The sequence below is a fragment of the Mycobacterium syngnathidarum genome (assembly GCF_001942625.1).
Taxonomy (GTDB): domain Bacteria; phylum Actinomycetota; class Actinomycetes; order Mycobacteriales; family Mycobacteriaceae; genus Mycobacterium; species Mycobacterium syngnathidarum.
Genome location: NZ_MLCL01000089.1, coordinates 269089 through 284956 on the forward strand (window position 1 = coordinate 269089; position 15868 = coordinate 284956).

At 66.9% G+C, this 15868-nt stretch carries 17 protein-coding genes; 3 read left to right on the forward strand and 14 right to left on the reverse strand.

Features of this window, described 5'->3' with window-relative positions:
* Positions 1-5: 5 nt before the first annotated feature.
* From rplB to rpsJ, 5 genes are read right to left on the reverse strand one after another with little or no spacing between them, the layout of a single operon-like run.
* Positions 6-842, reverse strand: a complete 837-nt coding sequence (gene rplB, locus BKG60_RS27235) for a 50S ribosomal protein L2 (protein WP_070186340.1) — start codon at positions 840-842, stop codon at positions 6-8.
* Between the two features lie 29 nt (positions 843-871).
* Positions 872-1174: a 50S ribosomal protein L23 gene (gene rplW / locus BKG60_RS27240; RefSeq protein WP_070186341.1), complete on the reverse strand. Its 303-nt coding sequence runs from the start codon at positions 1172-1174 to the stop codon at positions 872-874.
* A complete protein-coding gene (gene rplD / locus BKG60_RS27245; protein ID WP_070186342.1) occupies positions 1174-1839 on the reverse strand; it encodes a 50S ribosomal protein L4 in 666 nt (221 codons plus the stop codon). Before rplD ends, rplW begins: the two co-directional genes overlap by 1 nt.
* Positions 1839-2513 (reverse strand): 50S ribosomal protein L3, encoded by a 675-nt coding sequence (gene rplC / locus BKG60_RS27250; protein WP_070186343.1) that lies wholly within the window; start codon positions 2511-2513, stop codon positions 1839-1841. The genes rplD and rplC overlap by 1 nt, the downstream gene beginning before the upstream one ends.
* A gap of 10 nt (positions 2514-2523) precedes the next feature.
* Positions 2524-2829, reverse strand: a complete 306-nt coding sequence (rpsJ, locus tag BKG60_RS27255; protein WP_003883485.1) for a 30S ribosomal protein S10 — start codon at positions 2827-2829, stop codon at positions 2524-2526.
* A 536-nt stretch (positions 2830-3365) separates the two neighbouring features.
* Here rpsJ and BKG60_RS27260 point away from each other — a divergent pair.
* Positions 3366-3839 (forward strand): hotdog fold domain-containing protein, encoded by a 474-nt coding sequence (locus BKG60_RS27260; RefSeq protein ID WP_070186344.1) that lies wholly within the window; start codon positions 3366-3368, stop codon positions 3837-3839.
* Positions 3840-3844: 5 nt separating this feature from the next.
* Here the strand turns inward: BKG60_RS27260 and BKG60_RS27265 are convergent, their stop codons facing one another.
* Positions 3845-4198 carry a nuclear transport factor 2 family protein gene (locus tag BKG60_RS27265; RefSeq protein WP_070186362.1) on the reverse strand — a complete coding sequence of 118 codons (354 nt, stop codon included), beginning with the start codon at positions 4196-4198 and terminating at the stop codon, positions 3845-3847.
* A gap of 5 nt (positions 4199-4203) precedes the next feature.
* Positions 4204-5817: a carboxylesterase/lipase family protein gene (locus BKG60_RS27270; RefSeq protein WP_070944297.1), complete on the reverse strand. Its 1614-nt coding sequence runs from the start codon at positions 5815-5817 to the stop codon at positions 4204-4206.
* A gap of 108 nt (positions 5818-5925) precedes the next feature.
* On the opposite strand from BKG60_RS27270, the gene BKG60_RS27275 reads away from it, so the two are divergent.
* Positions 5926-7179, forward strand: coding sequence for a cytochrome P450 (locus BKG60_RS27275; protein ID WP_070186346.1), 1254 nt, complete (start codon positions 5926-5928; stop codon positions 7177-7179).
* Here the strand turns inward: BKG60_RS27275 and BKG60_RS27280 are convergent.
* Positions 7164-7802, reverse strand: coding sequence for a TetR/AcrR family transcriptional regulator (locus BKG60_RS27280; RefSeq protein WP_070944298.1), 639 nt, complete (start codon positions 7800-7802; stop codon positions 7164-7166). The genes BKG60_RS27275 and BKG60_RS27280 overlap by 16 nt on opposite strands.
* 83 nt (positions 7803-7885) lie before the next feature.
* Here BKG60_RS27280 and BKG60_RS27285 point away from each other — a divergent pair, with 83 nt between their 5' ends.
* On the forward strand, positions 7886-9517 hold the full coding sequence (locus BKG60_RS27285; protein ID WP_070186348.1) for an MFS transporter: 1632 nt from the start codon (positions 7886-7888) through the stop codon (positions 9515-9517).
* On the opposite strand, the gene mftG is transcribed toward BKG60_RS27285, so the two are convergent.
* From mftG to mftB, 6 genes are all read right to left on the reverse strand, one after another.
* Positions 9447-10862 (reverse strand): mycofactocin dehydrogenase MftG, encoded by a 1416-nt coding sequence (mftG, locus tag BKG60_RS27290; RefSeq protein ID WP_070186349.1) that lies wholly within the window; start codon positions 10860-10862, stop codon positions 9447-9449. The genes BKG60_RS27285 and mftG overlap by 71 nt on opposite strands.
* Positions 10863-10894: 32 nt before the next feature.
* On the reverse strand, positions 10895-12307 hold the full coding sequence (gene mftF / locus BKG60_RS27295) for a mycofactocin biosynthesis glycosyltransferase MftF (protein WP_070186350.1): 1413 nt from the start codon (positions 12305-12307) through the stop codon (positions 10895-10897).
* The gene (gene mftE / locus BKG60_RS27300; RefSeq protein ID WP_075910222.1) at positions 12304-13047 is read right to left on the reverse strand and encodes a mycofactocin biosynthesis peptidyl-dipeptidase MftE; all 744 of its coding nucleotides are present in this window, start codon (positions 13045-13047) and stop codon (positions 12304-12306) included. Before mftE ends, mftF begins: the two co-directional genes overlap by 4 nt.
* A 136-nt stretch (positions 13048-13183) precedes the next feature.
* Positions 13184-14374: a pre-mycofactocin synthase MftD gene (gene mftD / locus BKG60_RS27305; protein ID WP_070186352.1), complete on the reverse strand. Its 1191-nt coding sequence runs from the start codon at positions 14372-14374 to the stop codon at positions 13184-13186.
* Between the two features lie 3 nt (positions 14375-14377).
* Positions 14378-15556, reverse strand: coding sequence for a mycofactocin radical SAM maturase (mftC, locus tag BKG60_RS27310; RefSeq protein WP_070186353.1), 1179 nt, complete (start codon positions 15554-15556; stop codon positions 14378-14380).
* Positions 15553-15846: a mycofactocin biosynthesis chaperone MftB gene (mftB, locus tag BKG60_RS27315; protein ID WP_070186363.1), complete on the reverse strand. Its 294-nt coding sequence runs from the start codon at positions 15844-15846 to the stop codon at positions 15553-15555. Before mftB ends, mftC begins: the two co-directional genes overlap by 4 nt.
* Between the last annotated feature and the right edge of the window lie 22 nt (positions 15847-15868).

Genomic DNA, 15868 nt, shown 5'->3' on the forward strand with positions numbered 1-15868 from the left:
GCGGCCTAGCGCTTCTTGCCGGTGCGCCGGCGACGGACGATGAGCTTGTCGCTCGGCTTGTTGGGCTTGCGGGTGCGGCCCTCGGGCTTGCCCCACGGGCTGACCGGGTGACGGCCACCGGAGGTCTTGCCTTCACCACCACCGTGCGGGTGGTCGACCGGGTTCATCACGACACCACGGACGGTCGGGCGCTTGCCCTTCCACCGCATACGGCCGGCCTTGCCCCAGTTGATGTTCGCCTGCTCGGCGTTGCCGACCTCGCCGACGGTGGCGCGGCAGCGCACGTCGACGCGACGGATCTCACCGGACGGCATACGCAGCGAGGCGTAGGTGCCTTCCTTACCCAGCAGCTGGATGCTCACGCCGGCCGAGCGGGCCAGCTTGGCACCGCCACCGGGCCGCAGCTCCACAGCGTGGATCACGGTGCCGGCGGGGATGTTGCGCAGCGGCAGGTTGTTGCCCGGCTTGATGTCGGCGTTGGCGCCCGACTCGATCACGTCGCCCTGCTTGATGCCCTGCGGCGCGATGATGTAGCGCTTCTCGCCGTCCAGGAAGTGGAGCAGCGCGATGTTGGCCGTGCGGTTGGGGTCGTACTCGATGTGCGCGACCTTGGCGTCGACGCCGTCCTTGTCGTGACGACGGAAGTCGATGACGCGGTAGGCGCGCTTGTGGCCACCACCCTTGTGCCGGGTGGTGATCCGGCCATGGGCGTTACGACCACCCTTGCCGTGCAGCGGGCGAATCAGCGATTTCTCCGGAGTCGAGCGAGTGATCTCGGCGAAATCGGAGACGCTGGCACCGCGACGACCCGGGGTCGTCGGCTTGTACTTGCGAATTCCCATATCAGTTAAATCCTCTTAGTTCCCGGCCGTTACGCCGGGGCTCCGAACAGGTCGATCGGCTTGCTGCCGGCGGCCAGGGTGACGATGGCGCGCTTGGTGTCCTTGCGCTTGCCGAAGCCCGAGCGGGTGCGCTTGCGCTTGCCCTGCCGGTTGGCGGTGTTCACCGAGCTCACCTTGACGTCGAAGATCTTCTCGATCGCGATCTTGATCTGCGTCTTGTTGGAGTCCGGATGCACGATGAACGTGTACACGTTGTCCTCGATCAGCCCGTACGACTTCTCCGAGATGACCGGGGCCAGGATGATGTCGCGGGGGTCGGTCACGGTAGCCATCAGGCCGACACCTCCTCTTTCTTCGTGTTGGCCTCGATGTAGGCGTTCAGAGCCTCGACCGAGAACACCACGTCGTCAGCGTTGAGCACGTCGTAGGTGTTCAGCTGATCCGGCGAGATCACGTGCACACCAGGCAGGTTGCGAACGCTGCGGGCGCCGACCTCATCGGTGCGGCCGATGACGACGAGAACCTTCCTGTTTTTGGCCGTGTTCTCGGCAACCAGCGTGCCCAGGAACGCCTTGGCGCTCTTGGTCGACGGGGTCTGGCCCTCGACCAGCTCGGTGATCGCGTGGATCCGCTCGTTGCGGGCCCGGTCCGACAGCGCACCGCGCAGGGCGGCGGCGATCATCTTCTTCGGGGTCCGCTGGCTGTAGTCGCGCGGCTGCGGGCCGTGGACGATGCCACCACCGGTGAACTGCGGTGCGCGGGTCGAACCCTGACGCGCCCGGCCGGTGCCCTTCTGCCGGTACGGCTTCTTGCCGCCACCGGAGACCTCACCGCGGGTCTTCGTCGAGTGGGTGCCCTGGCGCTTGGCGGCCAACTGAGCGTTGACGACCTGGTGCATCAGAGCAATGTTGGGTTCGACGTCGAACAGCGCGGCGGGCAGCTCGATGGAGCCGTCCTTCTTGCCGGCCGGGGTCTTGACGTCAATCTTCAAAGTCATTACTTCTCGCCTCGCTTGATTGCGCTGCGGACAACCACCAGACCACCGTTGCGTCCGGGGATGGCGCCCTTGATCAACAGCACGCCGTTCTCGGCATCGACCTTGTGAACCTTCAGGTTCTGCGTGGTCACCCGGTCGTTACCCATGCGGCCCGACATCCGGGTGCCCTTGAACACGCGGCCCGGGGTGGCGCAGCCACCGATGGAGCCGGGACGACGGTGCACCGCCTGGGCACCGTGGGCGGCGCCCTGGCCGGCGAAGCCATGACGCTTCATGGTGCCGGCGAAGCCCTTGCCCTTGCTGGTGCCGGTCACGTCGACGTAAGCACCGTCGGCGAAGATCTCGGCGGTCAGCTCCTGGCCCACCTCGTACTCGGCGGCGGCGGCCTCGTCGACCCGCAGCTCGGCCAGGTGGCGGCGCGGGTTGACACCCGCGGCGGCGTACTGACCGGTGACGGGCTTGTTGACCTTGCGCGGGCTGATCTCGCCATAGGCGAGCTGCACGGCGCTGTAGCCGTCACGCTCGGGGGTGCGGATAAGGGTCACCACGTTGGGGCCGGCTTTCACGACCGTCACCGGGACGACTTTGTTGTTCTCATCGAACACCTGCGTCATGCCCAGCTTGGTGCCCAAAATGCCACGCCGCGGAGCGGCAGAACTAGCACTGTTAGCCATTTCTGTTCTCCTACTGGATGTTGACGTCGACACTGGCCGGCAGATCGATGCGCATGAGCGCGTCAACCGTCTTCGGCGTCGGGTCGAGGATGTCGATCAGTCGCTTGTGGGTGCGCATTTCGAAATGCTCCCGCGAGTCCTTGTACTTGTGCGGCGACCGAATCACGCAGTACACGTTCTTCTCGGTCGGCAGCGGCACGGGGCCCACCACACTGGCACCGGTACGGGTGACCGTCTCGACGATCTTGCGCGCCGAGGCATCAATGGCCTCATGGTCGTAGGCCTTGAGCCTGATGCGGATCTTCTGTCCCGCCACGCTTCTCCTACCTCTACTTCGTACATCGGCCGGCCGTATCGGAGTCTCGATGGGAATCCCACCGAAAGCCCGTCGGGCCTGGTGCCCCGGCGCGGGTGCGCCGAGAATTGCCGCCGCTGTTTACCTGTCTATGGTCCACCGACCCCCGCGGTCGGGCGTGTCGCCTTCTCGCACACTTTCTCGCCCTGGGAATCAGTCGCGATCTAGTGTTGGGACCGGATGCGCCCGTGGGGGCGCCGGTCGTTTGCCCGGCCAGAAATACCCGGCTCAAGGCAACCCGAACAGTATGCCCTAGATCGGGGCGTCCTCCAAATCCGCGATCGAGCAGGTAGGGGGCCATCGGCGCGGGCGGGAAAAACAGCGTTCGAGATCCGGGTTTCCCAGCGATTTTCGCGTGCCGTCGGCCAGATCGCCGCACGCGGTCCCCGCGGATGAAGCGCCATGGCGGAAAATCCCGCTTCCGACCGCCACAGCGCTTCGCACGCGAGGGGCCCAGCCCGTTTCACCGAACTTACTTTTGAGTAAGGTATGGCCCCATGACGCAGCCCAGCCCCACGTATCGCGCCTGGAAGAAGATGTCACCACTGCCCGGCGGCACGTGGGCGTTTTCGGCCGCCGCCATGGCCCGGGTGCCGTATTTCGCGTCGATCCTGCCCCACGTCGTCCGCATGGAGCCGGGACTGGCCGAGGTGACGGTGCCGAAGTGGTTCTACGTCTACAACCACCTGCACACCGTGCACGCCATCGCGTCGTGCAACGCCGCCGAGATGGCGATGGGCATGCTCATGGAGGCCACGGTGCCCACCACGCACCGCTGGATCCCCAAGGCGATGAATGTGCAATACCTGGCCAAGGCCACCACCTCGCTGCGGGCCAGAGCCGAACTCGCGCCGCCGGACTTCGGTGCGATCACCGAGGGCACCGACATCGTGGTGCCGGTCAGCATCACCGACCGCCATGGCGTCGAGGTGGTGCATGCCGACATCACCACCTGGGTGACACCGGTCTGAGCGGGCTAATCCAGATACGTGCCGTGACCTTCGCGCACCAGGGCACCGTCGAACAACAGCACCTCGTTGACCAACCCGCCGTTCTGATTGCGGTAGTGGATCACCAGGGCCGATTCGCCGCGGTAGGTGGCCAGCACCTCGAACTGCAGATCCGGCATACCCGTCAGCGCCGTCGACCAGTAATGACGCAGCGCATCCTTACCGCGCACCACACCCCCGGTCTCCGGGAACAATCGTGCTGCCACCGGTGAGCTGAACACCACGTCATCGTGGAAATGCGCCAGCACCGCGTCCACGTCGTGCGCGTTCCACGCACTCACCCACTCGTGTGCGAAGGCCTGTGGATCCGGTGTCGCCATCGGGTTCATTTCTCCTTCAGCTCCGCCCAGAACGGGCATTGATGAACGTGCGGATAGTCATTGTCGACACGACTCCCCTCGGCCTGCAACGACATTCGGCCCCCGCTGAACTCGGGCCAGTCCGGCTGACCGTCCACCGCGGGCTCACCGGCCCGCACGAATGCGCTCCAGTAGTCGATCATCTGGTTTGAGAGCTGTTGCTGGGCCGGGTTCAGCGGTGGTGCCCCACCGACATCGAACAGATAGCGAAGCTCAAGTGAGTGACTGGCGCCGACCGGGAAGGGCAGCGTCCGCATGACCTCGGGAGCGGGGGCGGAGCGATCGTTGAACTCGTAGGCGTAGACCGGCGCAACGCGCGCCAGCTCACCGGCTGCCCGTTCCGACACGCAGGCAAACGCACCATCGGTGACGGCCGCCGAATACGCCTGCGCCACACCGCCGTAGCGATCGATCGGATAGTGTGCGGCGACGGCCGCAGCGTCGGAGCCGAACGTCTCCACCAGCAACCTCGGGTAGTCCGCCGGGACGTAGCGCTGACCTTGCCGCAGGTAGCGCAATGCCACGAAGAGGGTGAACTCGTCGCGGGTGGTGCCGATGAGCAGCGGCACCGGGGCCGCCAGGCCGGCACCGAAAGCCGCCAACGGAGGCTGGGGAATCGCTGCCGAGCCGGTGACCGGACCGGTCAACTCGTCACTTCCGATATTGAAGTACCACACGGGTTTCCGCACGCTGTCGACCGGCAGGGCGCGTAGGCACATGGCGGCGGTCGCCGGATCAGGGCATCCGGCCGCGGCCGCGTAATCGAGCGAGCGGCGGGTCGCGACGGCCAGACCGGCCTGCGCCTGACACGGCGCACTCATCAGGATCGCTGCGCGGAACAGCCCTGCCGAACCCGGTGAGACCAGATGGTCGCACACCGACATTCCTCCGGCGGATTCACCGGCGACAGTGACCTTTTCCGGATCGCCGCCGAAATCGGCGATGTTGTCCCGCACCCACCGCAGCGCCGCCTGCTGGTCGGCCAGACCGTAGTTGCCGACATCGCCGCCGGCCCCGAGGGCCGGGTGAGCGAGGAACCCCAGGGTGCCGAGCCGGTAGTTGATCGTCACCACGACGATGCCGCCGCGCGCAGCGAGCCGCCCCGCGTCGTAGATACCGCTGCTGCCGCCGGCGAACCCGCCGCCGTGAATCCAGACCATCACCGGGCGCTTCTCCTGCGAGACCGGCGGCGTCCAGACATTCAGGTTCAGGCAGTCTTCGGCGGTGTTGGCTCCGCGCTCGGGATCCAAATCCGGGTCTTGGATACACCGCGGTCCGGGTGCGGTGGCGTCGCGCTCCCCCGCCCAGCCCGGCGCAGGGGCCGGCACAGCGAACCTCCGGGGGCCCACCGGCGCGGCGGCATACGGGATCCCGGCGAACAGCCGATGGTCGGATGTCACTGTGCCGCGAAGGGTTCCGGCCGCGGTGCGCACCAGCGCCGGGTCCGGCCCCTGGGCGCGTCCGGACGGAACACCGACCGGCCGGCCGGGCGTCACCGCGTGGCCGCCACCTTGCGCACAGCCCCCCACCAGCATCGCCAGCACAGCCAGCAACGCGACGACGCAACGTCCCGACCGCATGGCTGCGAGCGTACGGGGCGGATCGACAAAATCAGCTCCCTTGCGTGGCGGCGATCACATATGGTGGGAATTGACACCCGTCAAGTACCCGCCCCGGGAGGAGTCTGTATGAGCGCGCCGACGATGGACGAAGCCGCGAAGGTGCTCGCCGATCCGACGGCTTACGCCGACGATTCGCGGCTGCACACCGCGCTGACCCATTTGCGCGCCAACAATCCCGTGGCCTGGGTGGACAATCGGCCCTACCGACCGTTCTGGGCGATCACCAAGCACGCCGACATCATGGCCGTCGAGCGGGACAACGAGCTGTTCATCAGCGAGCCTCGGCCGCTGCTGGCCACCGCGGCCGCCGACGATCTGGCCAAACAGCAGCTCGAGGCAGGCATGGGCCTGCGCACCCTGATCCACATGGACGACCCACACCACCGCAAGGTGCGGGCCATCGGCGCAGATTGGTTCCGCCCCAAGGCGATGCGAGCCCTCAAGGTGCGGGTCGACGAGCTAGCCAAACGCTATGTCGACAAGATGCGGGACATCGGACCCGAATGCGACTTCGTCACCGCGATCGCCGTGGACTTCCCGCTCTACGTGATCATGTCGCTACTCGGCCTGCCCGAAGAGGACTTCGGCCGCATGCACATGCTGACCCAGGAGATGTTCGGTGGCGACGATGACGAGTACAAGCGCGACGGAGGATCCCTGGAAGACCAGCTCGCCGTCTTGATGGACTTCTTCGCTTACTTCTCGACGCTCACCGCGTCACGGCGCGCCAACCCGACCGAGGATCTCGCGTCGGCCATCGCCAACGGCACCATCGACGGGGAACCGCTGTCCGATGTCGACACCGCGTCCTATTACGTCATCGTCGCCAGCGCCGGACACGACACCACCAAGGACGCGATCTCGGGCGGACTGCACGCACTCATCGAGAATCCGGACCAGCTGGCCAAGCTGCAGGCGCAGCCCGAACTGATGGGCACCGCGGTCGAGGAGATGATCCGCTGGTCCACCCCGGTCAAGGAGTTCATGCGGACCGCCACGGCCGACACCGTGGTGCGCGGCACACCGATCGCCAAGGGCGACTCCGTCTACCTGGCCTACGTCTCGGGAAACCGCGATGAGGACGTGTTCAACGACCCGCACCGCTTCGATGTCGCCCGGGATCCGAACAAGCACTTGGCATTCGGCTATGGCGTGCACTTCTGCCTGGGCGCGGCGCTGGCCCGGATGGAGATGAACAGCTTGTTCACCGAGCTGATGAGCCGGCTGGACTCCATCGAATTGGCCGGAACCCCAGAGCTTTCCGCGACCACGTTCGTCGGCGGGCTCAAGCACCTGCCGGTTCGTTACTCGTTGCGCTGAGGGCCCGGCCTTTGCGGGTCTCGCAGGTGGGTGGCCAGGAAGCCATCCACCGCGGTCCGCACGCATGAGGCGTAGTCGAATTCAGACACCGTGCTGAGCTTGCCCAACACGATCGGGCCCAGCAGCAGCGCGGCGGCCTGCGTACGATCCACCTCGCCGAGCTCGGCGAGAGCGTCGGGGCTGTCGAAGATGGCCTCGAACGGCTTCGCATACTGCTCGGCCACCCGCTCACGCAACGTCCGCACCTCGGCACTGTCGCCGGTCCGCCAGGGCAGCTTCTCCAGGTCGCCACCCAGTGCCAACCACGACAGCGCGGTGATGCTGATCGGCGCCTCGGCGATCGAATCGGCCTGCGCCTGAACCAGCGCGATCAGCCGGTCACGCAGCGTTCCCTCCGCGGGCGGCATCGGCGCGGCCGGGATGAGGGCGCGAAATGCCGCTGCCAGCAGATCATTTCCGCTCGGAAAGTGGCGGTACAACGTCGCCCTGGCCACATTGGCCTGCTTGGTGACCGCATCGACGGTGACCGCGCTGGGTCCGCCCGATCGCAACAGCGCCGTCGCCGCCTCCAGCAGCCTGGCCCGGGACCGGGCCGGGCGCGGGTCACCGCTCTCGGCAGTCATTCGCCGTCACCTCCATAAAAGAGACTTACCATCTCGCTCCGAGACTGTTAGTCTCAAAACTTCATCGACGGAGGGGGCCAAGCATGTCCGACACCCTCGTCGAGCCCAGCCAGGATATCGACCCGGGCATGGCGGATCTGACGATCAAGCAGCGGTACTGGCTGCTCGCAGTTGCCTGCATGGACGTTTCGATCGTGATCGCATCGATGGTGGCGCTCAATGCCGCACTCCCCGACATCGCCCGCCAGACCTCAGCCACCCAGACCCAACTCACCTGGGTGATCGACGGGTACACCCTGGTGCTGGCCTGCCTGCTGTTGCCGGCCGGGGCGATAGGCGACCGCTACGGCCGCCGCGGAGCCCTGCTGACCGGCCTCGCGGTCTTCGTCCTGGCCTCGGCCGCGCCACTGGTATTCGACGCCCCGGCACAACTGATCGCAGCGCGCGCGGTCGCCGGGGCGGGTGCGGCCTTCATCATGCCGGCCACCCTGTCGCTGCTGACCGCGGCTTTTCCAAAGACGGAGCGCAACAAAGCGGTTGGCATCTGGGCCGGCGTCGTCGGGTCGGGAGCCATCGTGGGCTTCCTGGTCACCGGTGGCTTGCTGCACTTCTGGCCATGGCAGTCCATCTTCGCCACCTTCGTCGTCGCCGGTGCGGGGCTGTTCGTCCTCACCTGCACCGTGCCGTCCTCGCGCGACGAGAACAGCGCTCCAGTGGATTGGCTCGGGGCCATCCTGATCGGTGCTGCGGTGGCCGTCTTCGTGCTGGGCGTGGTGGAGGCCCCAAGCCGGGGTTGGACGCATCCGATGGTGTGGGGCTGCATGTGCGCCGGTGTCGCCCTGGCCGCCGCGTTCACCGTGGTTCAACTCAGACAACGGCACCCATTGCTGGACGTTCGACTGTTCGGAAAACCCGACTTCGCGACCGGCGCCGTGGGCGTGACATTCCTGTTCTTCGTGAACTTCGGCTACTTCTACGTCAGCATGCAATACATCCAGCTGGTGATGGGCTACAGCCCGATTCAAACCGCAATCGCGTTGTGCCCGTTGGCTGTACCGCTGCTGATCCTCAGTGCCACCACCCACTTATATCTGCCGCGGCTCGGCCTGCGAGCATGCGTGTTCATCGGACTCTTGGTGATCTCGGTGGGCCTGCTGTGCATGCGTTGGCTCGACATCGACTCCAGCTATCCGCAATACGCCTGGCCGTTACTGATCATGAGCGTCGGCATCGGATTATGCACGGCGCCGACGACATCGGCCATCATGGGTGCGGTCCCCGACGAGAAGCAAGGGGTGGCGTCCGCGGTCAACGACACCACCCGGGAGGTGGGGGCCGCCCTGGGCATCGCGGTGGCGGGCTCGATCCTGGCCGCCCACTACCAGAATCAGTTGCTACCCAAGCTGACCGGACTGCCGACCGAAGTGCGCGAGCCGATCCTCAGCTCATTGGCCGAAGCCCTTGCCGTGACACCACGGCTCGGCCCGCAGGGCGAGGCCGTCGCCGGACTGGCCAAGCGCGCGTTCCTCGACGCGACGAACTCCGCTCTGCTGGTGATGGCGGTGGTACTCACGGTGGCCGCAGTGTTCGTCGGAGTCTGGGCACCGGGCCGCGACGGTGAACAACTCCGGATCGTCCGGAGACTCAGGACGCGACGAACTCCGCCGCCCGATGACCGATCATGGCAATGGTCGCGTGCGGGCCGCGGCTGGTGATGGCCGGCATGATCGACCCGTCGACGACCCACAGGCCCTCAACGCCCAGCACCCGGCACATCGGATCGAGCACTGCCTGCGCCCCGGCCCCCATCGGCGCGGTGCCCGCCAGATGCTGCGATGTCGACCACGATGCCTCACCGACTTCGGTTGCACCACTGACTAATTCGCGGGCCAGCGCAGAACCCCGGCGCAGGGCGTCGACATCGGCCGCCACCGTGTCGTAGCGGTGTTCGATGATCGGCGCCACCATCGGGTCCGGCGAAACCAACCGGACCCGTCCGCGAGAATGCGGACGCATCAGCGCCACCCCGAGGTGCGGAAGCTCGGCAGGGTCGTGTCCTGGACCGTGCACCATGGCCGCGAAGCCGGCCGTGTACGGTCGCACCTCGATGCCGTCCGAAGTGGTCAGGACCGCCTCCAGGGGAGGCAGGTCATGGGTGGGCACCCACGAGACCGGAAGCACCCATTCCGGGTGGTCTACCGTGTGCATCCCGACCGGCAAGCCGGCCACCACCCCGACGCCCAGCGGCTCGAGATCGGACGCCGGCCCGACGCCCGACAGCAGCAGCAGATGCGCTGACCCAATCGCACCGGAACACAGCACAATTCGATCGGCGTGCAGAACAGAACCGTCCGTACAGGACACCCCGACCGCCCGGTTCGCGCGGAACAACACGCGATGGACCCGGGTGTCGGCCCGGAGCTCGAGATTGGGCCGCTCCAGCGCCGGTTTCAGGTAGGCACCACCGGGCCCAACCCTGGTGCCGCCGTTGATGTTCAGCGGGACCGCGCCCACACCGGCCGGCAAGGCGGCGCCGGCGTCCGAGCCGTTCAGGTCCTCGATCCACCCGAATCCTGAGCGTGTCGCAGCGTCGACGAATGAAGCTGTGCAACCGTCGAATTCACGCACCCGGCGGACCGTGATCGGGCCGCGGTCCCCATGCAGCGAGGTGCCGAAATCCAGGTCCGTCTCGATGGCGCGGAAATGCGGCAGCACATCGTCCCAAGCCCAGCCAGGCACCGCCCAGGCATCGAAATCCGTCGGCAACCCCCGGCAGAAGTAACCACCGTTGACGGCACCGGAACCACCCACGACCGCCCCGCGCATGATCTGGGTGGGCCGCGGCGGGTTCTCCGTCAGCACCGACGCATAGTGGCGTACCACCGAGCTGGCGGCCCCGATCGGCAACCGCAGGGCGTCGGTGATCTGCGCTTCCACCCGAGGGTCGCTGGGCGCCGGACCCGACTCGACAACGGTGACGTTGCAGCTGGGATCGCTGGAAAGCCGTTCAGCCAGAACCGAACCGGCGCTTCCGGCGCCGACGATCAGGACGTCCCGCACGCGAGTAGGACTAGATGGCAGCTGCAACTGGTTTAGCTCCGCAGCTGCGGCTTGAGGGCACCGAGCTGGCGTTCCCGCACCACCCCGGTCCACAGGCCTACCCCGTAGGCCAGATCGTCCAGGCGCTTGAGCAGGATATGAGCCAGCAGGCCGACCGGCTTGGTGTCGTCGTCGGCATTGCCGCGCCGGCTCGCCCAGTCCACCACGCCGTCGAGCACCGCGGCCACCACGACCGCGTGTCTGGCCCGCCGGCACAGCAGGGCGGCGATCAAGGCAACGGGCCAGTAGTGGCGGCAGATCGCCGAACACAACTGCAGGGCCGCCGACCACAGTCCGCGTGCGGTCACCGCGGCGACCTCGGTGGGTTCGGTGTCGACGGTACTGAGGGAGCGTGCGATGCGCCTGCCGGTGACGATCGCGATCACCACGGAGCCCAGATAGCCGAAGCACGACCCCATGGCCAGGAACAGCCACACCATCAACGTCCACCCGGAGATCACCACGGGGGCGGTCTTACCTGGGTGCCGGACACTCAGCGGTGCCGCCGAGGTCCCGTAGAAAGCCTTGCGGTTGAACCACTCTCGCAGATCTGTCCGGTGGTCGTGCGCCACCAGCGCAATCGGCTCGTACCGCAGCCGGGCTCCCGACTCGATCAGACGCCAGCACAGGTCCACGTCCTCACCGGACTGCATGGTCTCGTCGAATCCCCCCACCGCGGCCAGCGCCGATCGCCGGCCGATGATGGCAGCGCTCGGCACGTAGGACACCGGGCCATACGGCACCACCGGCGCCTCGCGCACCCCGAGATCCAACGACGAACGCACCGCCTCGTACCGGGCCACCACATTGTCGGCGGTGTGCAGACCGACGATGCGCGGAGCCACCAGAGCCACCGCCGGGTCGCAGAAGTGTCCGAGCAACGCCTCCAGCCACCCGCGCCGGGGCACCACGTCGGAGTCGAGGAACGCCACGAAGTCGGTCTCGGACGCCTCCAGACCGGTGTTGCGAGCGGCCGCCGGACCGTTGCTACGGAGGTGCCGCAGTACCTGCACGTCGCAATGCATCCCGGCGAACTCCGATTGCGCGACGGGCACCGCCGAGCCGTCGTCGACCACGATCACCCGTAGCCCCCGCAGCGCGGTGATCAGCCGATGCAGACCGGATACGTTGTCGCGCACCGGGATAACCACCGTCACGTCCCGATGCGACGGCCCACTGGGCGGACGAGGATGGGCGACGGTGGCGTCGAGCAAAGTCCGCGCCAGTTGCGCGCTCTGGGCGTCGTGCACCTCCAGGCGGCCACCGTTGAGCATGGTCCGCGCCGTCGGCGCCAGCCGCAGCAACCGAGTCGGCGACCCGCCGAGCAGCGCCGCGCCGGACCCGAGCACCTTGACACGGCGGTCCACCTGCACGGCGAAACCGTCGGGCAGCCTGGGTCCGGTCATGTCAGTAATCCGTTCCGGTCGGGCTGCCACCGCCTAATGCGACCGGCGCAGCCGTTGACCATTTCAGCAAAGATACGCTCCCCTTCGACAGCCGTGGCGGTTGTCGGGTCACCGAGTACCCCGGCTTCGCTGACGGCCGCGATTCCGCCACTGCGCATCGCAGGCATCAGCTCGGCCAGCGGGGCCGTGTTCCCCGCAGTCAGATCATCGGTCCAGACATCGCCAGGCGAAATATGTAGCAATACAGATGTTTCGGTATGCCCCGCGTGGGCGTCGGCCCCCGTGGCGATGCACGGAACCCAGCCAACGTCGCGGCCCTCCTGGCGCAACAGGGCCACCGCAGCGACCAGCGCCTCCACATTTCCACCGTGACCGTTGACGTAGACGAGCCTGCCGGCCCAGCTCGAGGCCGAGCGTCCGTACTCCACCAGCAACGACCGCAAAGCGGCCGTGCCGATCGATATCGTGCCGGGGAATCCCTCGTGCTCGCCGCTGGCCCCGTAATAAACCGGCGGGGCGACCATCCAGTCTCCGGTCGAGGCGTCGTCGAGCTGCTCGAGGACCTCGTGGGCGACAGCCGTCGCGATGCGCGTGTCGGTGTCCAGGGGCAGGTGCGGACCATGTTGCTCGGTTGAGCCCACCGGGATGATCAACATTGGCGACATGCTGCGTAGCTGTCTCGACGTTGAGTTCCCGAGCCCGCTGGGGAAAGCCACGTGCCGATCGTAGGCCGAATTCACCTACTGTGCGCCAATTGTTGGAGCACGAGCAGCAATTGATTTGCCTTAGCTTTCTCCGACACCGGCCATGACCATCACGTACGTCTCTTCTGCCACCCCTGTCACGCCCCGTACCGCGACGCGCCGGGGCCGACCGTCAGGAATCGGTGCGCGGCACGCCGAGGGTCCGGGTGAAGCCATCGGGAACCAGGATGTCGTCCGGCGTGAGGTCGTGGATCGAGGACTTGCCCAACCCGCGGAGCGCGGAGTCGATGCCACCGCTGAGGATGTCCAGCACGTTCTCGACGCCGGCCTGACCGTTGGCCGCCAGGCCCCACAGGTAGGCGCGCCCGATCATCACGGCCCGGGCGCCCAGCGCCACCGCCTTCACGACGTCGCTGCCGCGGCGGATCCCGCCGTCCAGCAAAACCTCGACCTGGTCGCCCACGGCATCGGCGATGGCGGGCAGGCAACGGATCGCCGCGGGGGTGCCGTCCAGGTTGTTGCCTCCGTGGTTGGACACCGTGATGGCCGAAACACCAGCATCCACGGCACGTTTGGCGTCGTCGACGCGCACCATGCCCTTGAGTAGGAACGGACCGCCCCACAACTCACGCAGCCAGGCGATGTCCTCCCAGGTGGGCGGCGGGGTGCCCATCCACTGGCCGTAGGCCTCGAAGAACGTCGGCCCCGGTTCGCCGCGCCTGCCCTGGTTCGGCACGCGCAGGTCCGGCGGACGCAGGTGCTTGGCGAAGCTCCACAGCCAGCGGGGCTTGGTGAGCACCTCCGGGGACATCTGCAGCATCGTGCGCAGGTCCATTCGCTCCGGGATCTTCGGGCTACCCCAGTCCCGGCCGTGGCTGAAGCTCCAGTCGGTGGTACAGATCAAACCGGCAGCTCCAGCTTCTCTGGCGCGCTGCACACGCTCGGCGATCTCGTCGCGCGACCCGAGCCAGTAGATCTGGAAGAAAATCTTGTCGTTGACGGCGGTGACTTCCTCCATCGGCTTGCTCGCGAAGGAGGACAGACCCATGGCGGTGCCACGTGCCGCAGCCGCGCGGGCCACTGCCACCTCGCCGTCAGGGTCGACGGCCTGCACACCGGTGGGCGAGATGATGACGGGCATCGAAATGTCTTGCCCCATCACAGTTGTCGCCATCTCGCGCTTCTCCGTGGCACCCACCACGTGCGGCGCGAAGCCGAGTTCGGCGAAGGACTCGACGTTGTCGGTGACCGTCACGCCCTTCTCACTGGCGGAGATCAGCGACGAGTAGGCGGACTTGGGCAGCCGCTTGCGCGCCCGCTGCTGGGCGATGGCGACGGTCTCGAACCAGGTATCACGAGCCATGGATTACACCGGACTTTCGTTACAGATTCGGGCAGGCGGCTTGGTCAGCAACTTCAGTGCCACCGGGCCCTGTTTGGTACCGCGGGAATGGTCACCGCTGGGCTTGGGTTTGACGCGGTCGGCCGCCAGGGCCGATTCGCCCCAGCCCTCGACGCACTCGGGGTCCGGCCCGTCCATCGGCAGACCGGTGAAGAACTTGGCCGCCATGCAGCCGCCGCGGCAGGCGTCGTAGTGTCCGCAACCGCTGCAGGCGCCGGCCGACTGAGGCTCGCGCAGCTCGCGGAACAACGTGGAGTTCTGCCAGACATTCTGGAAACCATTGTCTTCCAGGATGTTTCCGGCCAGGAACGTGTCATGGATGGCGAACGGGCAGGCGTAGACGTCGCCCACCGGATCGATCAGGCAGACCACCCGGCCGGCACCGCACAGGTTCAGCCCGGCCAACGCGCCGGGCTCGCCGAGCCCCGACAGGTGAAAGAACGAGTCGCCGGTCAACACCCGCTCACCGTGGGCGACCAGCCAGTTGTACAACTGGCGCTGCTGGTCCGCGGTCGGGTGCAGCTCGTCCCAGACGTCCGCACCGCGGCCCGAGGGACGCAGCCGAGTGATCCGCAGCGTGGCGCCGTACCGGTCGGCCAGCGCCTTGAACTCGTCGAGCTGACCTACGTTGTGGCGGGTCACCACGACCGAGATCTTGGCATCGGAAAAGCCCGCGGCGGCAAGGTTTTCCAGCGCGCGCACGGCCATGTCGAACGAGCCCTTGCCCCGCACCGCGTCGTTGACCTCGGCATTGGCGCCGTCCAGTGAGATCTGCACGTCGACGTAGTCGCTGGCAGCGAGTTTCGCGGCCACCTCAGGGGTGATGCGCACGCCGTTGGTGGAGAACTTGACGCCGACGTGATGCTCGGTCGCGTAGTCGACCAGTTCCCAGAAGTCCGGGCGCACAGTGGGTTCGCCACCGCCGATGTTCACATAGAACACCTGCATGCGTTCCAGCTCGTCGATGATGTCCTTGCACTGTTGGGTGGACAGCTCGCGCGGATCTCGCTTACCCGAGGAGGACAGGCAGTGCACACACGCCAGGTTGCAGGCGTAGGTGAGCTCCCAGGTCAAACAGATCGGGGCGTCGAGTCCATGCTCGAACTGCTCGACGAGCCTTGGCACAGGGGCAACAGAAGTCATTGTGAATTCCCGGGGATGAGCATCTTCGAGGACACCAGCACGCCGAGGGCATGCAGGTAGGGGCCTTGGTCGGAGTCTGCGATACCGGCCGCGCGACACGCGGACCGGGCGTCGGGGTGATCAGCCAAAGAGTTGACCACCTCGACGACCGTCCGGTTCTTCAGAAACGACAGCTTGCGAGTTCCGAAGTGATACAGCAGGGCGCCGAACGGCTCAGGACGCACCGCCACCTGGTGGTGCAACCGCCAGCTGACATCGGGGTCGAATACGACACCGGTGGTCCCAGCCATATCGGCAACCTCTGTGGACACC